This window comes from Bacteroides sp. 14(A) (assembly GCF_000526555.1).
GTDB classification, from domain to species: Bacteria; Bacteroidota; Bacteroidia; order Bacteroidales; family Bacteroidaceae; genus Bacteroides; species Bacteroides cellulosilyticus.
Window position 1 is genome coordinate 761,710 of record NZ_JAGH01000002.1, and the last position, 19,443, is coordinate 781,152.

Consider the following 19,443-nt stretch of genomic DNA (forward strand, 5'->3'; position numbering starts at 1 on the left):
CATAGTAATCCAACTGATGCAAATCTTATAACAGTTAACAAAATATATCCGAACATAGAAATTTATCTGAATAGTTTAGTCGAAAAAATAACAGTGATAAAAATACAATTATTTAATCAAATTTGAAAACCCATTTTTTTGGTGAAGTAGTTGCAATCAATGGTTCAGAAAATTATATCCAAGCACAGTAAACAAATAATATAATTAACTGAATTACAAAATCTTAACCATGAATCAGTAGTAATCTTTCAACTTTTGATTCGCATGAATAACATAATAAAAACAATTTATGAGAAATTTACTATTTGTAATTATCTTGCTTATGTCAAGTTTGCAGCTAACGTTTGCACAAGACAAATGTAGCCGTTTTTGGTATGCACAACCAGCATCTGATTGGAAATCGGCATTGCCAATAGGTAACGGTAGAATTGGAGGTATGATTTTTGGTGATCCTTCAACAGAACAAATTGTGATTAATGAGAATACAATTTGGTGTGGTCCTCCACTTCCTCCAAACAATCCTAAAGGTCCCGAATTAATTAATAAAATGCGTAATCTTATTTTCAACGGAAAATATGAAGAAGCAGTAATCGTTTGTGAGAAAGAGTTCGCAGATGGAGTACACGAAAATGCGAGAAGTTATCAACCTTTTGGATTCTTGAATATTGATTTTAAAGATAAAGGAGTAATAAGCAACTACAAACGATGGTTGGACTACACAAAAGCCATAACTTATGTAAGCTACACACAAAACGGTGTAACCTATACCCGTGAGGCTTTTGTAAGTAAACCAAATGAAGTAATGGTTGTGAGAATCACTGCCGACAAACCGGGACAAGTTTCGTTTAAATCTAAATATACACGTCCGTTTGGAGCAACTACAAAGGCAGAAAACAATCGTAGTCAATACGTACAAGGACAAGCCTATGCTGAAAATGGAGAGTTTGTAGGTGTGAAGTTTGAAGGAATAATTAACTATTATAACGAAGGCGGTAAAATAAAAGCTAACGAAACAGATATAGAAATAAACAATGCCAATAGTGTAACAATAATGATAGCTATTAGCACAGATTACAATATACACGATACGAAGAATGTTTTAACTCATAATCGTAAAAAGATTTGCGAAAAGCAATTATCGCAAGCACAAAAGTTAGGTTACAAAAAACTTAAACAAACTCACATTGACGAATATTCAGCATTATACAATCGTTCGTCATTTGATATTGCATTTAACACACCTGTTAATAATAACCCTATCGACAAGCGCATTCAGTTGGCGGCAAGTGGGCAGATAGATTCGGAACTACTGTTTGAATACTACAATTATTGCAGATATTTGTTTATCTCATCTTCAAGAAAGGGTGGCTTGCCTATGAATCTTCAAGGAATTTGGAATCCATTAATGTTAGCTCCTTGGAGATCTAATTTCCATATCAACGTAAATATACAAGAAGCTTATTGGTTTGCCGAACAAGCTAATTTGTCTGAATGTCATGAACCTATATTTACATTGACAGAGAATCTTATTAAGAATGGAAAAGAGACAGCCCAAGTTATGTTTGGAACTAAAAGAGGCTCAGTTGCAGGTCATCGTACTGATGCCTGGTTTTATGCTCCTCCCACTTTCCTCAAAGCACACTGGGGTATGTCTATCACAAATGCTGCATGGCTATGCTTACACCACATGGAACATTACAGATATACTCTTGACAAAGAATTTTTAAAAACAAGAGCTTTACCTGTATTAAGAGAAACTGCATTATTCTTCGTTGATTGGCTTGTCCCTGACCCACGAAGTGGAAAACTTGTATCTGGTCCTACTGCATCTCCCGAAAATCGTTTTAAAGTAAATGGAAAAGTTGCAAGTTTAACTATGGGCTGTACTTACGACCAAGAAATTATATGGAATACATTTAGAGATTTTCTTGAAGCATGCAAAATATTAGGCATTAGCAACGAAGAAACAGTTGAAGTTGAAGCAAGTATGAAAAAACTTAGTATGCCAACTATTGCTAACGATGGGCGTTTGATGGAGTGGACGGAAGAGTTAGAAGAAACAGAACCGGGACATCGTCATATTTCGCACTTGTGGGGTATGATGCCAGGAAACAGAATTACTCAAGACAAAACTCCGCATCTTGTTGATGCTGTACGTAAATCTTTGGATTACAGATTAAATCATAATTATCATGCCCAAGGTTGGAGCTTAGGATGGGTTACTTCTATGCTTGCTCGTTTGAAAGAGGGTGATAAGAGTTTAGATATGATGCAGCACAATTATTTCACAAAAGCATACCCTAATATGTTTGTCGATGCTCACGGTCGTCCACAAGTAGGCGATATGATGGGAGTTCCTTTGGCAATGATTGAATTGATACTTCAAAGTCATACAGATTATATTGACTTGTTGCCTTCATTACCTACTGCCTGGAAAGATGGAAAAGTGACGGGCTTGTGTGCACGTGGTGCATTTGTTTTTGATATGGAATGGAAAGCCGGAAAACTCATCTCTACTAATATAAAATCCTTAAAGGGAGGGAAATGTCTTCTGCGGTATGAAGGAAAAGTAAAAGAACTATCAACGGAAGCAGGGAAAAGTTATCAAGTAACTTTCTAATCTATACTGATTTATAAATTGTTTTAAACTAACAAAAGTGTTTATCAGTAAATAGTTTGTTTTCAATATTGCAGGAATATTCTTTCAATAGTAAGGCTAAAGCCAACTAATTCACAATGAATTAGTTGGCTTTTTTGTGTCTTTAGATATCACTAAACAGGAAAAAATATATATTTTCAAATGTTCCGCTACCTGCCTGAAACGTATCCGAACCGTACTTGCTCCGTACATTCTTCGGTCAAAAGCACTTCTACACGGAGAAAGTACGGCTTTGGTACGGAGCAAGTGTATCCCTGGTATGGTACAGACAAATACTTTTTTGTTGTACTAAGCTATGAATCTGAAAATAAACCCGTAAATTTGCACCGTTTAATAAAGTATATAACTAAGTATCAACCATAAAATAACGAAAGAAAACCATTATGGAGTACAATTTCAGGGAGATTGAAAAGAAGTGGCAGAAAAGGTGGGTAGAAGAGAAAACCTACCAAGTGAAGGAAGATGAGACGAAGCAGAAGTACTATGTACTAAACATGTTCCCCTACCCCTCCGGTGCGGGCCTACACGTAGGACACCCGCTGGGATACATTGCTTCGGACATTTATGCTCGTTACAAACGACTGCAGGGCTTCAATGTACTAAATCCCATGGGATATGATGCTTACGGACTTCCCGCTGAACAATATGCTATACAAACGGGACAACATCCTGCAATTACTACGATCAACAATATTGACCGTTACCGTGAGCAGTTGGATAAGATAGGTTTCTGTTTTGACTGGAGCCGCGAAATCCGTACCTGCGAACCGGAATATTATCATTGGACTCAATGGGCATTCCAGAAGATGTTCAACAGCTATTATTGCAATGATGAGAAACAGGCTCGCCCTATCGAAGAACTGATACAGGCCTTCGAACAAATAGGTACCAACGGCATGAATGTGGCTTGTGGCGAAGAACTCAGCTTCACTGCCGAAGAATGGAAAGCCAAGAGCGAAAAAGAAAAACAGGAAATCCTGATGAACTATCGCATCGCTTATCTGGGTGAAACGATGGTAAACTGGTGTGCCCAATTGGGTACGGTTCTGGCCAACGATGAAGTGATAGACGGTGTATCCGAACGCGGAGGTTTCCCCGTAGTTCAGAAGAAGATGCGTCAATGGTGTCTTCGCGTTTCCGCCTATTCACAACGCTTGTTGGACGGACTGGATACCATCGACTGGACAGATTCTCTGAAAGAAACTCAAAGAAACTGGATCGGTCGCAGCGAAGGTGCTGAAGTACAGTTCAAAGTAAAAGACAGCGATCTGGAATTTACCATCTTCACGACCCGTGCAGATACGATGTTCGGTGTTACTTTCATGGTGTTGGCACCGGAAAGCGAATTGGTAGCTCAGTTGACTACTCCCGAACAAAAAGCCAAAGTAGATGCCTATTTGGAACGGACTAAGAAACGGACTGAACGTGATCGTATTACAGATCGCAGTGTAACGGGTGAACCTTTAGGTAGCTATGCTATTAATCCTTTCACAGGTGAGGCAGTGCCCATATGGGTTAGCGACTATGTACTTGCCGGTTATGGTACAGGTGCCATCATGGCTGTACCTGCACACGATAGCCGTGACTATGCTTTCGCCAAACATTTCGGATTGGAGATCCGTCCATTGGTAGAAGGTTGTGATGTCAGCGAAGAAAGCTTTGATGCCAAAGAAGGTATCGTTTGCAACTCTCCGAGACCTGATGTAACTCCTTACTGTGATCTTACATTGAACGGACTGACCATCAAAGAAGCTATCGAAAAGACCAAGAACTACGTAAAAGAACATAATCTGGGACGCGTAAAGGTGAATTATCGTCTTCGTGACGCTATCTTCTCCCGCCAGCGCTACTGGGGCGAACCGTTCCCGGTTTACTACAAGGATGGAATGCCTTATATGATCGACGAAAGTAGTTTGCCGCTTGAATTGCCGGAAGTTGCCAAATTCCTTCCTACCGAAACCGGAGAACCACCGTTGGGACACGCTACCAAATGGGCTTGGGACACTGTAAACAAATGTGTGGTAGAGAATGAAAAGATAGATAACGTCACCGTATTCCCTCTTGAACTGAATACCATGCCGGGCTTTGCAGGTTCCAGCGCTTACTATCTGCGCTATATGGACCCGCATAACAACAAAGCATTGGTTGATAAAAAAATAGATGAATACTGGAGAAGCGTCGACCTCTATGTAGGTGGTACGGAACATGCTACGGGACACTTGATTTATTCACGTTTCTGGAACAAATTCCTGCACGATGTAGGAGTGTCTATCGTGGAAGAACCGTTCCAGAAGTTGGTTAATCAAGGTATGATACAGGGACGGAGTAACTTCGTTTACCGTATCAAAGACAGCAATAGGTTCGTTTCTCTGAATCTGAAGGATCAGTACGACACTACCCCACTCCATGTGGATGTAAATATCGTATCCAATGATATTCTGGATCTTGAAGCTTTCAAAGCATGGCGTCCTGAATTTGCCAACGCTGAGTTTATCCTGGAAAATGGTAAATACATCTGCGGCTGGGCTGTGGAGAAAATGAGTAAATCCATGTTCAACGTCGTTAATCCCGATATGATTGTTGAGAAATACGGTGCGGATACATTGCGTATGTACGAGATGTTCCTCGGTCCGGTAGAGCAATCCAAGCCTTGGGATACGAACGGTATCGACGGTGTATACCGCTTCATCAAGAAGTTCTGGTCACTGTTCTACGACCGTAACGGCAGTTATATAGTGACGGATGAACCTGCAACCAAGGAAGAACTGAAATCTTTGCATAAACTGATTAAGAAAGTAACGGGTGATATTGAACAGTTCTCTTACAATACTTCCGTCAGTGCTTTCATGATCTGCGTAAACGAGTTATTCAGTCTGAAATGCAGCAAAAAAGAAATATTGAATCAACTGGTTATTGTATTGGCTCCTTTCGCTCCGCACGTATGTGAAGAGTTGTGGGATACACTGGGCCATGCAGACTCAGTTTGCGATGCCAAGTGGCCTGCTTACAACGAAGAATACTTGGTGGAAGATACAATCAACTACACCATATCTTTCAATGGTAAGGCACGCTTCAATATGGAATTCCCTGCTGACGAAACATCAGAAGCCATTCAAAGCACCGTATTGGCAGATGAACGTTCGGCTAAATGGATGGAAGGCAAATCAGTAGTGAAAGTGATTGTCGTCCCGAAGAAGATCGTAAACATTGTTATTAAATAAATTAGTTACGAGCTACGGGCTATAAGCTACAAGTAGAGAGAAAAAAGGTAACTTGACTCGCTCCCTTGTAGCTCGTAACTTGTAACTCGTAGTTAATATCTTGTAACTGATTAATATGCAAATCACAAAACCAACCAAAGCCGAAATGATGAGAGAGTTGCGAGACTATATCTTCATCACTGTCGGTCTTATCAGTTATGCCTTGGGATGGGCGTTGTTTCTGATTCCTTATCAGATAACGACAGGAGGAACTACGGGTATCGGTGCAATCATCTATTACGCCACGGACTTTCCTATCCAATGGTCATACTTCATCATCAATGCTGTCTTAATGACATTTGCCATTAAAATACTGGGTCCTAAATTCAGTATTAAAACCACGTTCGCCATCTTCGGGCTGACATTCTTTTTATGGTTTTTCCAAATGCTTGTGAATGGTCCCGACAATACGCCACCGCTTATACTGGGACCGGGACAGGATTTCATGGCTTGTATAATAGGTGCCGTCATGTGCGGTGCAGGCCTTGGAATCGTATTCAATTGCAATGGAAGTACGGGAGGAACGGATATTATCGCCGCTATCATACATAAGTATAAAGACGTCACACTGGGACGTATGGTTATGCTTTGCGATTTTGTGATAATCAGTTCCTGTTACTTTGTGTTTCATGACTGGAAACGCGTGATATTTGGTTTTGTAACTTTGTTTGTTATCGGTTTTGTATTAGACTATATAGTCAACAGTGCCCGCCAGTCCGTACAATTTTTCATCTTCTCCAAAGATTATGAAAAGATTGCCGACCGCATAACGAAAGAGACACACCGCGGCGTAACCGTTCTGGACGGTATAGGATGGTACAGTAAACACAATGTAAAAGTACTCGTTGTATTAGCTTATAAGCGCCAGTCAATTGATATTTTCCGTTTGGTGAAAGACATTGACCCAAACGCATTTATCTCTCAAAGTTCCGTTATCGGAGTCTATGGAGAAGGTTTTGACCGACTGAAAGTGAAATAAGAACCAATCAACATATGAAACATAAATTCGTATTTGCCACAAACAATGCACACAAATTGGAAGAAGTAACCGCTATTTTAGGTAACAGAATAGAACTTCTTAGTCTGAAAGACATTCATTGCCATACGGACATACCTGAAACTGCCGATACTTTGGAAGGAAACGCTTTACTGAAAGCACAGTACATTTATGAAAACTACCAGATGGATTGTTTTGCCGATGATACCGGTCTGGAAGTAGAAGCTTTGAATGGAGAACCGGGAGTTTACTCGGCACGCTATGCCGGAGACGGACATAATGCAGAAGCAAATATGCTAAAACTGCTGCATGCCATGGAAGGAATAGAGAACCGGAAAGCGCAATTCCGCACTGCATTTGCACTGATTATCGACGGAAAAGAGCATTTGTTCGAAGGTGTAATCAAAGGAGAAATCATCAAAACCAGAAGAGGAAACTCAGGTTTCGGATATGATCCTATATTTGTTCCCGAAGGATATACGCAGACTTTTGCAGAGATGGGCAACGAACTGAAAAACAAAATCAGCCACCGTGCCATAGCTACAAACAAACTTTGCAAATTCCTTAATAGCATACAATAAACCCGTAAATATAGAGTTATTAGTTTGTAAGTGTGTTGCTTACAAACTAATATAACTCTGATTTTATGAGATTTCAATATATATTTCTTCTCTGCTTAATCTATCTTCTGCCTGCCTATTCGCAAAACGCGATAGGAGAGTGGCAAACTTACCTTTCTTATCATAATCCTACCCGCAGTGAAGTCATTGGAAGTAAACTCTTCATCCTTGCCAATGGTGATTTATATGCTTATGATAAAGAAGATACCAGCATACGAACTTATTCAAAATCCTTTCCGCTAAGCGATACGGAAATATCTTATATTGCTTACCAGTCAGCCTATAAATCATTGGTCATTATTTATTCCAATGCGAATATAGACCTGTTGGTGAATGAGGAGGATATCTATAACCTTCCCGATTATAAAAACAAGAATATGACGCAGGATAAGACGGTCAACCACGCTTGTTTTTACAAGGAATACACGTATTTATCCACTGCATCGGGTATTCTTTGTATCAATCTGAAAAAGCGGGAAATCAGCAATTACTATCCTCTGAATAAAAACGTTCTGGCATGCAATGTATCGGATAATCATCTTTATGCCGCTACTTCCGAAGGATTGTTTGCAGGGTTATTGACAGATAATCTACTGGATATTAAGAACTGGAAGAAAGTGTCGGATGATACCTCTGAATTCCTCTCGCAATACCACGATATTCCTTTGAAAGGAGAAGTGCCCGAAAACATTACTCCGAATAGTCCTGTACGGAACTATCCGTATTATATGAATTTTGCCGGAGAACGATTGCTGATTACCGGAGGAGGACATATAGCCAACAGACTTGACAGGCCCGGAACCATTATGACCTTTGAAAATAATACCTGGAACAGTTTTCAGGAAGAAGGCATCAGTGAACAAACCAAACATCGATACGATGATATAAACTGTATTGTGCAGGATCCTAAAGACGTTGCTCATCATTTTGCTGCATCGGCAGGAGAAGGGATTTACGAATTTAAAGATGGGAAGTTCATAAACTGGTATAGTATGCATAACAGTCCGTTGGAAAGTGCTGTACCTAATGAACCTTGGGCAGATAGTTATGTACGTGTGAACGGACTGATTTATGACAAAGAAAATAACCTTTGGATGGTGAGTTGCGAGACACAACATGCAGTGAGTGTATTGATGAAAAATGGTGACTGGGCAAGTCTTCATTATCCGGAAATAGTAAAGGCAAGTAATTTCGGGCGGACTATCTTTGATAAAAAAGGTTGGCTGTGGGCCACTTCTTCACGTATAGAGTCGGGAGGATTGTTCTGCCTGAATTATAACGGTACTATAGCAGATACTTCGGACGACCAACACAAGTTTATTACCCGGTTCACAAATCAGGACGGAGCCCTTTTAGAACAGCTGGCAGTTTATTGCATTGCCGAGGATAAAGAGGGAGTCATCTGGATCGGTACTAACAGAGGTCCTTTGGTACTGAATAATCCTTCCCGCTATTTCAATGATAATTTCTATTGTACACAGATTAAAGTTCCGCGCAATGACGACAGCGGGTTGGCTGATTTCTTACTGGTGAACGAAGCGATTAATGCCATTGCAATAGATGGTGCCAACAGAAAGTGGATAGGTACAGCATCCAATGGAATTTACCTGATAAGTGCGGATGGAATGGAAACGATTCATCACTTTACGGAAGAAAACAGTCCGCTGCTTTCCAATAGCATCGTATCTATTGCCATACATCCCCGTACCGGCGAAGTCTTCATCGGAACAGGCAAGGGGCTCGTTTCTTACCAAAGTGACGCTACAGAGGCTGAAAATAGCTTTAAAGAGAGTAATGTACGTGCTTATCCTAATCCGGTACGTCCGGACTACAGCGGAGTGATTACTGTCACGGGAATGGTTTACGACAGTGATGTGAAGATTGTGGATACTGCCGGACATCTTATTTACCAAGGTACTTCCCTGGGAGGGCAATTCACCTGGGACGGAAGAAATAAACAAGGTAGGAGAGTGGCCACAGGAATATATATGGTACTTGCCGCAGACAGTGAAGGAAAAGAGGGGATTGTTACGAAAATTGCATTTATAAGAGGAGAATAAGGGTGATAAAGTGATATCACCCTACCACTTTATCAAAGCCCCAGTTTTGCCGAAATCTCCAGCATCCTCTTGATAGGCTTCACTGCTTTCTCAGCAATTTCAGGATCTACTGTTATTTCCGGAGATTCGTCTTTCAAGCAATTATAAAGCTTTTCCAGCGTATTTAATCTCATGAAGCTACATTCATTGCAGGCACAGGTACTATCGTTAGGAGGAGCCGGAATAAACGTCGTTTGCGGACATTTCTTCTGCATCTCATGGAGGATGCCAGATTCGGTAGCAACAATATACTCTTTCTCGGGATGATTCACTGCATACTTCAGCAATGCTGCGGTTGAACCTACCACATCAGCCAACTTCAAAACTACACTCTTACATTCGGGATGTGCCAAGACCACTGCATCGGGATGCTGCGCCTTTAATTCAACAATCTTTTCAACCGAGAATTGTTCGTGTACATGGCATGCGCCGTCCCATAATAACATATTGCGCCCCGTGATAGAGTTAATATAATTCCCCAAGTTTCTGTCAGGACCAAAGATTATTTTCTCATCTTTTGGGAAACTTTCCACGATCTGCTTCGCATTGGTAGAAGTTACCACAACATCCGTCACTGCTTTCACGGCGGCTGTCGTATTCACGTAAGATATCACCGTATATCCGGGATGCTCTTTGACAAACTGACTGAACTTGTCCGCCGGACAACTGTCCGCCAACGAACAACCGGCTGCCATATCAGGAACCAGCACTTTCTTATTCGGACAAAGCACCTTGGCCGTTTCACCCATAAAGTGAACACCGCACATCACAATGATATCCGCTTCCGTTTTGGCTGCCCATTGAGCCAATGCCAGACTATCGCCGACGTAATCGGCTATATCCTGTATTTCCCCCTTCTGGTAATAGTGCCCCAGAATAATCGCGTTCTTCTCTTTTTTAAGTTGCTTGATAGCTTCTATGAGATTATTCATAATTATATTTTTTATTTCTCTTTCTAATTTAAAAATCCTTTGATAGTGATGATAGGCTGTTAATAGTGTCGACAAGTAAATACGATTTTTCTTGTCTATGAAGTTATTAGTATGAGATAAAACTTTATCCGTACGTTATCAACGGGCAAATAAAAGGTATATCTCTTGATAATAAGCCATCTATAAAACTCTTTCAACACCTTGTTGATAAAGTGCAAAGTTAATAACTTTATGGTTATAAACCGGTGTAATAGGACTGAAAAATGTGTTTATATAACCTCGGAAAGTTTCTCTTAACTTTTTTGGAATGTTCATTCTGGTGGGTGCATATACGTTGTTTTGAATATTGCAAGAATTATTTTTGAATTTCTTTCCCTACTCTTTTGACAGCTTTTCAACGGTTATTAACAGGGATGTGAACGGAAAGAAGTATCTTTGCAACAGGAATAAGAAGATAGCGTATAAGTACGCTGTTCGTTCTACACTTGTGTGGCTTGTCTGTAATGCTTGTGTTATATAAATGAAACACAAGTGTGGTACAAATAAAACACTTGTGTTAAACAAGTCTTTGTAAATCAATCTATTAATAAAAGCCATTTAAAGAGTATAGTTGTCATGCGTAAACTGAAAATAACAGAACTGAATCGTATTAGTATAGAGGAGTTTAAGGAAGCTGAGAAACTGCCCTTGGTGGTGGTATTGGATAATATCCGCAGTCTTCATAACATTGGTTCTGTATTTCGTACTTCGGATGCTTTCCGGGTGGAATGTATCTACCTGTGTGGCATTACAGCTACTCCGCCCCATCCTGAGATGCATAAAACAGCTTTAGGTGCTGAATTCACTGTCGACTGGAAGTATGTTGATAACTGTGTTGAAGCTGTTGATAACCTTAAAAAGGAAGGATATACTGTTTATTCCGTAGAGCAGGCGGAAGGCAGTATCATGCTGGATGAGCTGTCTTTAGACCGTACTAAAAAGTATGCAGTAGTTATGGGCAATGAGGTGAAAGGAGTTCAGCAGGAAGTTATTGACCATTCCGACGGATGTATTGAGATACCCCAATATGGTACGAAACACTCATTGAACGTATCTGTAACTGCCGGTATCGTTATCTGGGATTTATTCAAGAAACTGAAATAACAAGGTGTTGATAAGTTGTTTGAACCCTGTTCAAACAGTGGTTATCATGTCCTTATCAATAGAGAAATGAACAATGGTTCATAGAAGTTTTCAACATAGATAAGTATTTGAAATACATGGTTTTCTATAATGACTGTTTTTCATTACTAACAATGTTCTTAACATCATATCAACAGGAGGGTTCAAACTATGAAAAAAGTTTTATTAATTCTTTTATTCTGTATTTTCCATAGCTGGAATGGTAAAGCGCAAGCAGACTTTTATTCATTGCAACCATTGGGCGACAGGTATATTTATGACTCTGAATATTTCGATGATCCACGCGAACTACAAGTATATCGGAGTGGGGTAGATGCTATGTTGAAGAGTGATTCATTGTTGACTATCTATGTATTCGACGCTCAATATCCGCCTACTTTCAATTTGTTTTGTTCCACCTTTGAATTGTTGTATCCGGGTGTTCCCTGTATAATCGTTGGTATTTCGAATCCTAACAGGCAGAGTGAATTAACTCCTCCTTATACGGATGAAGAATCGGTAAAGGGGTATGATGATCCTGGAAAGGGGGATTCTTTATTGTTATCTCTGGAAAAGGAAATTATTCCTTTTATAAAGAGCAGATATAATACGAGTTCGCGGAATATACTGGTAGGACATTCGTTAGGGGGCACGTTTGTGACGTATGCTTTACTCAGCAATCCCGGTTTGTTTCAATGTATTCTGTCTGTATCTCCTAACTATATGTATAGCAAGAAGATGATGATTGATAAACTTTCAGAATTTACTAAAGAGTACAAAGAGGATAATCAACTTTATATGTATCTGGCAAGCGGAAAGAAGGATAAAATAGAAGAGTCATTTAAGCCTGCCACAGAGGAGGCAATAAAGATCTTATCCGCTTGTCCGAAGATTGTTTTGAACTATGATTCTTTGAATATAGAAAAACACAGTCATACGATTTTTGAAGGTTATTACAGGGGGTTGTTGGGATTGAAAAATTACATAAATAAGGAGTAGGATACTTCTATTTTAAAGCTGTCCGCTTTCTACTAACAGAATAACCCGTTCGGTAAGCGCATCATCTCCAGTGGGATCATATTGTTTTTTCAGACTGGCACCGAACAGTGCGGCGAAAGTCTGATAGAAACCTGCTTTAAAAGGTCCCATGAAGGCTTTTACCAGTTCGTAACCCGTGGAATTGGTTTGGCGATCCACTAACTTGATTAATAACTTTCCCTGAGAGAAAGAAAGCTTTTTCATGCGTGGAGTATATTGTTCTTTCAGACTTTTCTCTACTGCTTTCATGTGTTTCTGACGGCTCTTTTCATCGGGTAAAGTCATCATATATTCGTAGGTTTCAATAACTGCACGGTTGATTTCTTTGGAGATAGGCAATACCTTCTTTACGTTATATACCAGTCGGTTATATTCATTCAACTGTTTCTTGTTCTTGAATTTGAGAGGTTTGAATATGTAAACGGTGGGTATCTTTATATACGGGATAGTATCTCCTTCGTAAACGCACATAGGAACCAGGTATCCTTCGGTTTTCGTTTCCTGTGCCTGGCATAGGGAAGTTACGAACAGAAGGAAGACTACGATGATGAATATGTTCAGTCGTGCGTTCATGCCACAAAATTAAGTGTTTATCTTCATATTTGGTCCGATTGTCGATGTTTTCCTTGTCGTGTTAACTTATTTATGGTAATTTCGCGACAATTAAACTTATTTACACGAATGAAATTACTCAAGTTGGGAGTTTTTCTGAGTATGCTGCTGATGACTCCTGTACTTGAAGCTCAAAATACAAATGTGTCCTTGTGGGAAGAGAATATAGAGCAACTCTCTATGGGTGAAGAAGAAAAGAACTGGGAAGATGAACTTGAAGAGCTATCCAATCGCCTGCAGGAACCTGTTAATATCAATGTTACTACTAAACGTGAATTAGAGCAATTTCCTTTTCTTTCGGATATTCAGATTGAAAATATCTTGGCTTATGTGTATATACACGGGCAGATGCAAACCATTTATGAACTGCAATTGGTGGAAGAGGTGGATAAGCATACCATCGACCTGCTTCTCCCTTTTGTTTGTGTACATCCTGTGCCCGAAAAGATAGGTTTTCCCCGGTTGAAAAGTCTGTTGAAATATGGTAAACAGGAGGTATTAACCCGGCTGGATGTACCTTTCTATACCCGTAAAGGTTATCAGAAGAATTATCTGGGGCCTGCAATGTACCACTCTCTAAGATATGGGTATCGCTACGGAGACTATCTTCAAATGGGAATTACGGCCGAAAAGGATGCAGGAGAACCTTTCTTTGCCCTGCATAATGAAAAAGGATATGATTATTATTCTATTTACTTTCTGCTTCGTAATCTGGGTAAGTTGAAAACGTTGGCATTGGGAAATTACAGATTAAGTTTTGGGCAAGGCTTAGTAGTCAGCACTGATTTCCGTTTAGGGAAAACTTATTCTCTTTCAACGGTGGATAACCGTAGCGGTGGCATCCGGAAGCACAGTTCAACGGATGAATATAATTATTTCAGGGGTGCTGCGGCAACAGTGGAGGTTATCCCTGCACTTCAACTATCCGGTTTTTATTCACATCGTTCTATGGATGGAGTCATAGAAGGGAATGAAATTACCTCTATTTATAAAACCGGATTGCATCGTACGGAGAAGGAAGCGGATAAAGTAAATGCTTTCACTTTACAGTTGCTGGGTGGAAATATTACCTATGAAAAGAACAATCTAAAAGTAGGAATGACAGGCATTTACTACTTTTTCAACCGTAGTTATCAACCGGTGTTAAGAACCTATGCCAAGTATAATTTGCAAGGGAATTACTTTCATAATGTGGGTGTAGATTATAAATATCGCTGGAATCGATTTACTCTGACAGGTGAAGCAGCTATGGGCAAACAAGGTTATTCACTACTAAACCAATTGAAATATAATATATTAACTGGTTATCAACTGCTGATTGTTCATAGATATTATAGTCATGATTATTGGGCAATGTTTGCACGTTCGTTTGGTGAAAGTAGTACGCCGCAAAATGAAAATGGCTGGTATCTGGCTGCCGAAGCATCGCCTTTGGCACATTGGAAATTCTTCGCTTCGCTGGATTTATTTTCTTTTCCCTGGTGGAAATACCGCATCAGTAAACCGTCGCAAGGTGTGGATGGCATGTTTCAGTCAATCTATTCTCCTAAGCGAAACTTATCTATGTATGTTAACTATCGCTATAAGCGAAAAGAGAGAGATGTAGCGGGGACGGATGGAAAAGTTATCCTTCCTACTTACCAGCACCGCCTTCGTTACCGACTGACTTATTCACCGGATTATCTACAGTTACGAACAACGGTGGATTATAATCATTTTCATTCCCGGGGGCAGGAGGGAAGCCAGGGATATCAGTTTACACAATCCTGCTCGTATGCTTTTTCTTTTCCCATAAAGATATCTGTGCAGGGCACTTATTTCCATACGGATGATTACGACTCCCGTATTTATGCTTCCGAAAAAGGTTTGCTTTATACCTTCTATACACCTTCGTTTTATGGACAAGGATTTCGCTTTTCTGCCTGTGCCCGGTATGATGTGAACAAAGTTTTTATGTTCCTTGTTAAATTCGGACAGACTATCTACGAAGACCGTGAGAATATTGGTTCGGGTAACGACCTGATACAAGGAAACAAAAAAGCCGACTTACAAATGCAGCTTCGTATAAAGATTTAGTTAACTTTGCCGTTATAAACGCTGAAAATACTGTATCCGGTTTTTACAGTAATTCAGTAATTTGAATCGTCAATTGTCAAATCGTAAATAAAATGACTGTAATTTATCCATCTCCCATTTTCGGTCCTGTTCATTCCCGCCGTTTGGGAGTATCCTTAGGGATTAACTTATTGCCGGAAGATGGTAAGGTGTGTTCATTCGACTGCATTTATTGTGAATGCGGTTTCAATGCAGACCATCGTCCCAAGAAAGCATTGCCTACCCGCGAAGAGGTCCGCAATGCCCTTGAAGCCAGATTGCAGGATATGCAACGGAATGGACCTCAACCGGATGTATTGACCTTTGCCGGAAACGGTGAACCTACAGCTCATCCGCATTTCCCTGAAATCATAGAAGATACGTTGATGCTTCGTGATAAGTATTTCCCGAATGCCAAAGTCAGTGTATTGAGTAATTCCACTTTTATTCACCGCCCTGCAGTGTTTGATGCGCTGAATAAGATAGATAACAACATATTGAAACTCGATACAGTAGACGAGGATTATATTCATACTGTGGATCGGCCTACAGGGCATTATTCTGTAGGCGAAATCGTAGAACATATGAAAGCTTTTCAAGGCAACTGCATTATTCAGACCATGTTCATGAAAGGCAGTTATCAGGGGAAAGACGTGGATAATACTTCGGATAAGTACGTTCTTCCGTGGCTGGAGGTTGTGAAAGAGATAAAACCCCGTCAGGTGATGATTTATACTATTGATCGTGAAACGCCTGACCATGATTTGTGTAAGGCTACTCATGAGGAACTGGATCGCATTGCCGCTTTAATTAAAGAAGCAGGAATATTGGTAAGTGTCTCTTATTAATCGGTTTACAGGATCTATATATCCAACGTATTGGGTCTATATATCCAATGTGTCCGATCTATATATCCAGCGCGTCCCATCTATATATCCAATACGTTGGGTATATAGATCCTACAAACGGGAAATAATGGAGTGATAAGAGCATAGTAAAGCAACTGAGTGGTTTCGATTATATATGAATTTTCTAATAAAAATATATGAATTTTCGATTATAATCGAAACTATTCTTATTTTTGTGAAAAACTTAAGCTATGGACGATAAATGGAGTGCACTGGAAAAGTATAATCTTTGGAATGGAAATTCCTATAAATTAGGGTTACTACGTACATCTTACATTAATAAGATTCATGCTTTTGTGGGGAATAAATTGGTAAAAGTACTTGTAGGTCAACGTCGTTCCGGCAAAAGCTATATTTTGAGGCAAATAGCTTCCGGTTTGATTTCTGACTTAGGTGTTCACCCTAATAATATTCTGTATATCAATAAGGAATATTTGGAATTTGATTTCATAGACAATTATCAGGAATTAGAAAAGCTATATCAACTTTATCGTGAAAAACTTAATCCTCAAGGAAAAGTTTATTTATTCTTCGATGAAATACAAAATGTAGATGGTTGGGAACTATTTGTCAATTCTCATTCTCAGGATTTTGTGGAAGAATGTGAGTTGTTTATCAGCGGTTCAAACTCAAGGATGCTTTCCAGTGAACTGGCCACTTTGCTTTCCGGTCGTTACGTTGAATTTCATATTTTTCCATATAATTATATGGAATATATTCAAGTGGCGGATACGGTGGGAGGACGTTCCTCTTATTTATCTTATTTACAACGTGGAGGGTTACCGGAATTATATAATTTGCCTGATACTGAATCTCAGAAGCAATATGTTGCTTCTGTCAAAGATACCGTATTATTGCGTGATATAGTGAAACGTAAACCTGTTCGTGATGTCAGGCTTCTGGATGATGTTTTTATTTATTTGGTGAATAATGTATCTAATTTATTTTCGATTCAGAATGTAATCAATTTCTTTAAATCAAAGAACCGTAAAGTATCATACGATACGTTATCGAATTACTTAAGTTATATAGAAGAAGCCTTTTTGGCTTATAAAACAGAGCGTTACAACATTAAAGGAAAAGAAGTTCTGGCGGGTAATTGCAAATATTATCTGAATGATTTGGCATTTAAGAACTTTTTATATCCGGGCTTTGCATACGGTGTAGGATATTTGTTGGAAAATGCGGTATATATCGAGCTTCGCAGGTTTGGTTTTCAAGTTTATGTGGGTACTATTCGTGATAAAGAGGTCGATTTTGTGGCTATGAAAGACGACCGTATTATTTATATTCAGGTTGCTTACATGATGGAAACGGAAGAAACAATGGAGCGTGAATATGCTTCTTTATTATCAATTGCTGATAGTTATGAGAAGTATGTTGTTTCAATGGATGAAGTTCAATTTCCTTCAAGAGAAGGTATACGTCATGTACAAGCATGGAATTTATCAGAAATATTAAAGTGAATAATTTTATAATATGTATACAATGAAACCTATTGCAATTAAGGACCTTTCAGAGAACTTCTTTGAAGTTATCGGTAAAGAATGGATGCTGGTGACGGCAGGTAATAAAGATCATTTCAATACGATGACTGCCAGTTGGGGCGGTATAGGCTTCCTATGGAACAAACCGGTGGTCTATGTCTTTATCCGTCCGGAACGTTACACGTTTGAGTTTATTGAGAAGAGTGAATACTTCACGCTCTCTTTCCTGGGAGAAGAGAACAGAGCTATCCATAAGATATGTGGAAGCAAGTCGGGTAGGGAAGTAGACAAGGTAAAAGAGACGGGACTGAAACCGGTCATTACTGAAAAAGGAAATATTCTTTTTGAACAAGGACGTCTCAGTCTGGAATGCCGCAAGCTTTATACGGATGTAATGAAAGAAGATTGTTTCATCGATCCAAGTGTTTGTAAGCAATGGTATGGTGGCGCTCATGGCGGTTTGCATCATATTTATGTGGCAGAGATTACCGGAGCATGGATGAGAGAATAAATGTCTTTTAAATAGAAGGATCAGGGGAATGGAATTCTTTTTCATTCCCCTTTTATATTAATGTTCTTTATCACAACTCCCATTTGCTTGTCTCTTTTTCTACAATTTCCCAGCCATTTGGTAAATGCTTCGTAATCAAGTTCGCGTGGAATGGTTTCTTTCACCTGATTATCTAGTGCTTTAGTAAAAGGTTTAGGTGAGAAGATGACATAAATTTGGTTATGTTCTTCTTCTTTGTTGCAAGTTAGAGTATATTCGTCTACTATATCGGGATGATTGACGTCGTATTTGGGAGAAAAGAATATGTATTTTTCTCCATGCTTTACCGGTTGTTGTCCGTCACCATCCTTTCTATAAGGAAGCAAACAGTAAGCAGTAGGTGTTTCGTCTATCAGATATACGGCGATAAAACCATCTGTAGGAGATTGAAATGAAAGGAACATATCATCTCCACTGCGAAATATTTCACTTTCATTTTGGGCTTCAATTCCGTTTCTTAATACTTTGGCCATAAATTCAATCTGTGCACTTATAATTTCTCTGGCTTTACCACAAATAGAGCAGGTGACAACTAATGTTCCGTTTTCCTTATCAGTGTCGTAAGTGTATTTGGGTTCGCCTTTATCTTCAATCCATTCTCCTTTCACTTCCGTGCCGCTAAGTGAAAAGAAGTGGCTGTCCGCTTTTCCGTTATCATCTTTAACCACACTGGTATTCACTTGCGAAATCACAGTTCCAAACTCATCGGCAAGGGCTTGCAGTTTAGCACGTTCCAGTGCAATGCGCTTTGCTTCGCTTAGCGATACGTTTTCGGGTGCATAGAATGTATATTCTCCACAAACGTTTTTTACTTTTTGGGCAAATGCGGTAGTGGAGAATATGAGTATGAGGAAGGAGAGGATAAGTTTGCACATAGGCTTATAGATATTATTTTTTCATTTTTATCTGAATCTATTATACATTGATGTATAATTTTTATCCGGGATTTTCAGCTGGTATTTCTCGTTATTAAAGATATTTAAGCATGAGTATCTGATTCTTTTAGTTTGTTTGATACTAAGAACA

The 19,443-nt window shown here is 39.4% G+C and carries 14 protein-coding genes; 11 read left to right on the forward strand and 3 right to left on the reverse strand.

Translation table 11 applies throughout. The features are described from left to right. Positions 1 to 289: 289 nt before the first annotated feature. The 5 genes from K429_RS0110520 (at position 290) to K429_RS0110545 (ending at position 9,596) form a co-directional block, all read left to right on the forward strand. On the forward strand, positions 290 to 2,620 hold the full coding sequence (locus tag K429_RS0110520) for a glycoside hydrolase N-terminal domain-containing protein (protein ID WP_026366882.1): 2,331 nt from the start codon (positions 290 to 292) through the stop codon (positions 2,618 to 2,620). A gap of 422 nt (positions 2,621 to 3,042) precedes the next feature. Then, positions 3,043 to 5,880, forward strand: a complete 2,838-nt coding sequence (gene leuS / locus K429_RS0110530) for a leucine--tRNA ligase (RefSeq protein ID WP_026366884.1) — start codon at positions 3,043 to 3,045, stop codon at positions 5,878 to 5,880. 115 nt (positions 5,881 to 5,995) lie between these two features. Continuing rightward, positions 5,996 to 6,898, forward strand: coding sequence for a YitT family protein (locus K429_RS0110535; RefSeq protein WP_044096613.1), 903 nt, complete (start codon positions 5,996 to 5,998; stop codon positions 6,896 to 6,898). 14 nt (positions 6,899 to 6,912) lie between these two features. After that, on the forward strand, positions 6,913 to 7,497 hold the full coding sequence (locus tag K429_RS0110540) for a non-canonical purine NTP diphosphatase (RefSeq protein WP_007661159.1): 585 nt from the start codon (positions 6,913 to 6,915) through the stop codon (positions 7,495 to 7,497). 65 nt (positions 7,498 to 7,562) lie between these two features. Beyond that, positions 7,563 to 9,596, forward strand: coding sequence for a two-component regulator propeller domain-containing protein (locus K429_RS0110545; RefSeq protein WP_026366886.1), 2,034 nt, complete (start codon positions 7,563 to 7,565; stop codon positions 9,594 to 9,596). Between the two features lie 32 nt (positions 9,597 to 9,628). Here K429_RS0110545 and nadA read toward each other — a convergent pair whose 3' ends face one another. Continuing rightward, positions 9,629 to 10,666, reverse strand: coding sequence for a quinolinate synthase NadA (nadA, locus tag K429_RS0110550; protein WP_255347647.1), 1,038 nt, complete (start codon positions 10,664 to 10,666; stop codon positions 9,629 to 9,631). Between the two features lie 516 nt (positions 10,667 to 11,182). Here nadA and K429_RS0110555 point away from each other — a divergent pair. Together K429_RS0110555 and K429_RS0110560 are read left to right on the forward strand one after the other, a co-directional pair. Next, the gene (locus K429_RS0110555) at positions 11,183 to 11,710 is read left to right on the forward strand and encodes an RNA methyltransferase (RefSeq protein WP_007211408.1); all 528 of its coding nucleotides are present in this window, start codon (positions 11,183 to 11,185) and stop codon (positions 11,708 to 11,710) included. A 189-nt stretch (positions 11,711 to 11,899) separates the two neighbouring features. Next, positions 11,900 to 12,727, forward strand: a complete 828-nt coding sequence (locus tag K429_RS0110560; RefSeq protein ID WP_026366887.1) for an alpha/beta hydrolase — start codon at positions 11,900 to 11,902, stop codon at positions 12,725 to 12,727. Between the two features lie 12 nt (positions 12,728 to 12,739). On the opposite strand, the gene K429_RS0110565 is transcribed toward K429_RS0110560, so the two are convergent. Continuing rightward, on the reverse strand, positions 12,740 to 13,339 hold the full coding sequence (locus tag K429_RS0110565) for a DUF4294 domain-containing protein (protein ID WP_026366888.1): 600 nt from the start codon (positions 13,337 to 13,339) through the stop codon (positions 12,740 to 12,742). Positions 13,340 to 13,447: 108 nt separating this feature from the next. Here K429_RS0110565 and K429_RS0110570 point away from each other — a divergent pair, with 108 nt between their 5' ends. The 4 genes from K429_RS0110570 (at position 13,448) to K429_RS0110585 (ending at position 18,378) form a co-directional block, all read left to right on the forward strand. Then, on the forward strand, positions 13,448 to 15,454 hold the full coding sequence (locus tag K429_RS0110570; protein ID WP_026366889.1) for a helix-hairpin-helix domain-containing protein: 2,007 nt from the start codon (positions 13,448 to 13,450) through the stop codon (positions 15,452 to 15,454). Between the two features lie 92 nt (positions 15,455 to 15,546). Continuing rightward, complete coding sequence (locus K429_RS0110575; protein ID WP_026366890.1) at positions 15,547 to 16,320, forward strand: radical SAM protein; 774 nt, start codon at positions 15,547 to 15,549, stop codon at positions 16,318 to 16,320. Between the two features lie 251 nt (positions 16,321 to 16,571). Next, complete coding sequence (locus tag K429_RS0110580) at positions 16,572 to 17,846, forward strand: ATP-binding protein (RefSeq protein ID WP_026366891.1); 1,275 nt, start codon at positions 16,572 to 16,574, stop codon at positions 17,844 to 17,846. 22 nt (positions 17,847 to 17,868) lie between these two features. Further along, positions 17,869 to 18,378 (forward strand): flavin reductase family protein, encoded by a 510-nt coding sequence (locus K429_RS0110585; protein ID WP_022393189.1) that lies wholly within the window; start codon positions 17,869 to 17,871, stop codon positions 18,376 to 18,378. Positions 18,379 to 18,419: 41 nt separating this feature from the next. Here the strand turns inward: K429_RS0110585 and K429_RS0110590 are convergent, their stop codons facing one another. Then, positions 18,420 to 19,292 (reverse strand): DUF4384 domain-containing protein, encoded by an 873-nt coding sequence (locus K429_RS0110590; protein WP_026366892.1) that lies wholly within the window; start codon positions 19,290 to 19,292, stop codon positions 18,420 to 18,422. Positions 19,293 to 19,443: the final 151 nt, after the last annotated feature.

What these genes read in the sequence shown, in the direction of transcription:
- leuS (WP_026366884.1), top strand. Translation starts at nt 3,043, where the DNA reads ATGGAGTACAATTTCAGGGAGATTGAAAAGAAGTGGCAGAAAAGGTGG.
- K429_RS0110565 (WP_026366888.1), bottom strand. Translation starts at nt 13,339, where the DNA reads ATGAACGCACGACTGAACATATTCATCATCGTAGTCTTCCTTCTGTTC.
- K429_RS0110570 (WP_026366889.1), top strand. Translation starts at nt 13,448, where the DNA reads ATGAAATTACTCAAGTTGGGAGTTTTTCTGAGTATGCTGCTGATGACT.
- K429_RS0110520 (WP_026366882.1), top strand. Translation starts at nt 290, where the DNA reads ATGAGAAATTTACTATTTGTAATTATCTTGCTTATGTCAAGTTTGCAG.
- K429_RS0110585 (WP_022393189.1), top strand. Translation starts at nt 17,869, where the DNA reads ATGAAACCTATTGCAATTAAGGACCTTTCAGAGAACTTCTTTGAAGTT.
- K429_RS0110580 (WP_026366891.1), top strand. Translation starts at nt 16,572, where the DNA reads ATGGACGATAAATGGAGTGCACTGGAAAAGTATAATCTTTGGAATGGA.
- K429_RS0110540 (WP_007661159.1), top strand. Translation starts at nt 6,913, where the DNA reads ATGAAACATAAATTCGTATTTGCCACAAACAATGCACACAAATTGGAA.
- K429_RS0110555 (WP_007211408.1), top strand. Translation starts at nt 11,183, where the DNA reads ATGCGTAAACTGAAAATAACAGAACTGAATCGTATTAGTATAGAGGAG.
- K429_RS0110535 (WP_044096613.1), top strand. Translation starts at nt 5,996, where the DNA reads ATGCAAATCACAAAACCAACCAAAGCCGAAATGATGAGAGAGTTGCGA.
- K429_RS0110545 (WP_026366886.1), top strand. Translation starts at nt 7,563, where the DNA reads ATGAGATTTCAATATATATTTCTTCTCTGCTTAATCTATCTTCTGCCT.
- K429_RS0110560 (WP_026366887.1), top strand. Translation starts at nt 11,900, where the DNA reads ATGAAAAAAGTTTTATTAATTCTTTTATTCTGTATTTTCCATAGCTGG.
- K429_RS0110590 (WP_026366892.1), bottom strand. Translation starts at nt 19,292, where the DNA reads ATGTGCAAACTTATCCTCTCCTTCCTCATACTCATATTCTCCACTACC.
- K429_RS0110575 (WP_026366890.1), top strand. Translation starts at nt 15,547, where the DNA reads ATGACTGTAATTTATCCATCTCCCATTTTCGGTCCTGTTCATTCCCGC.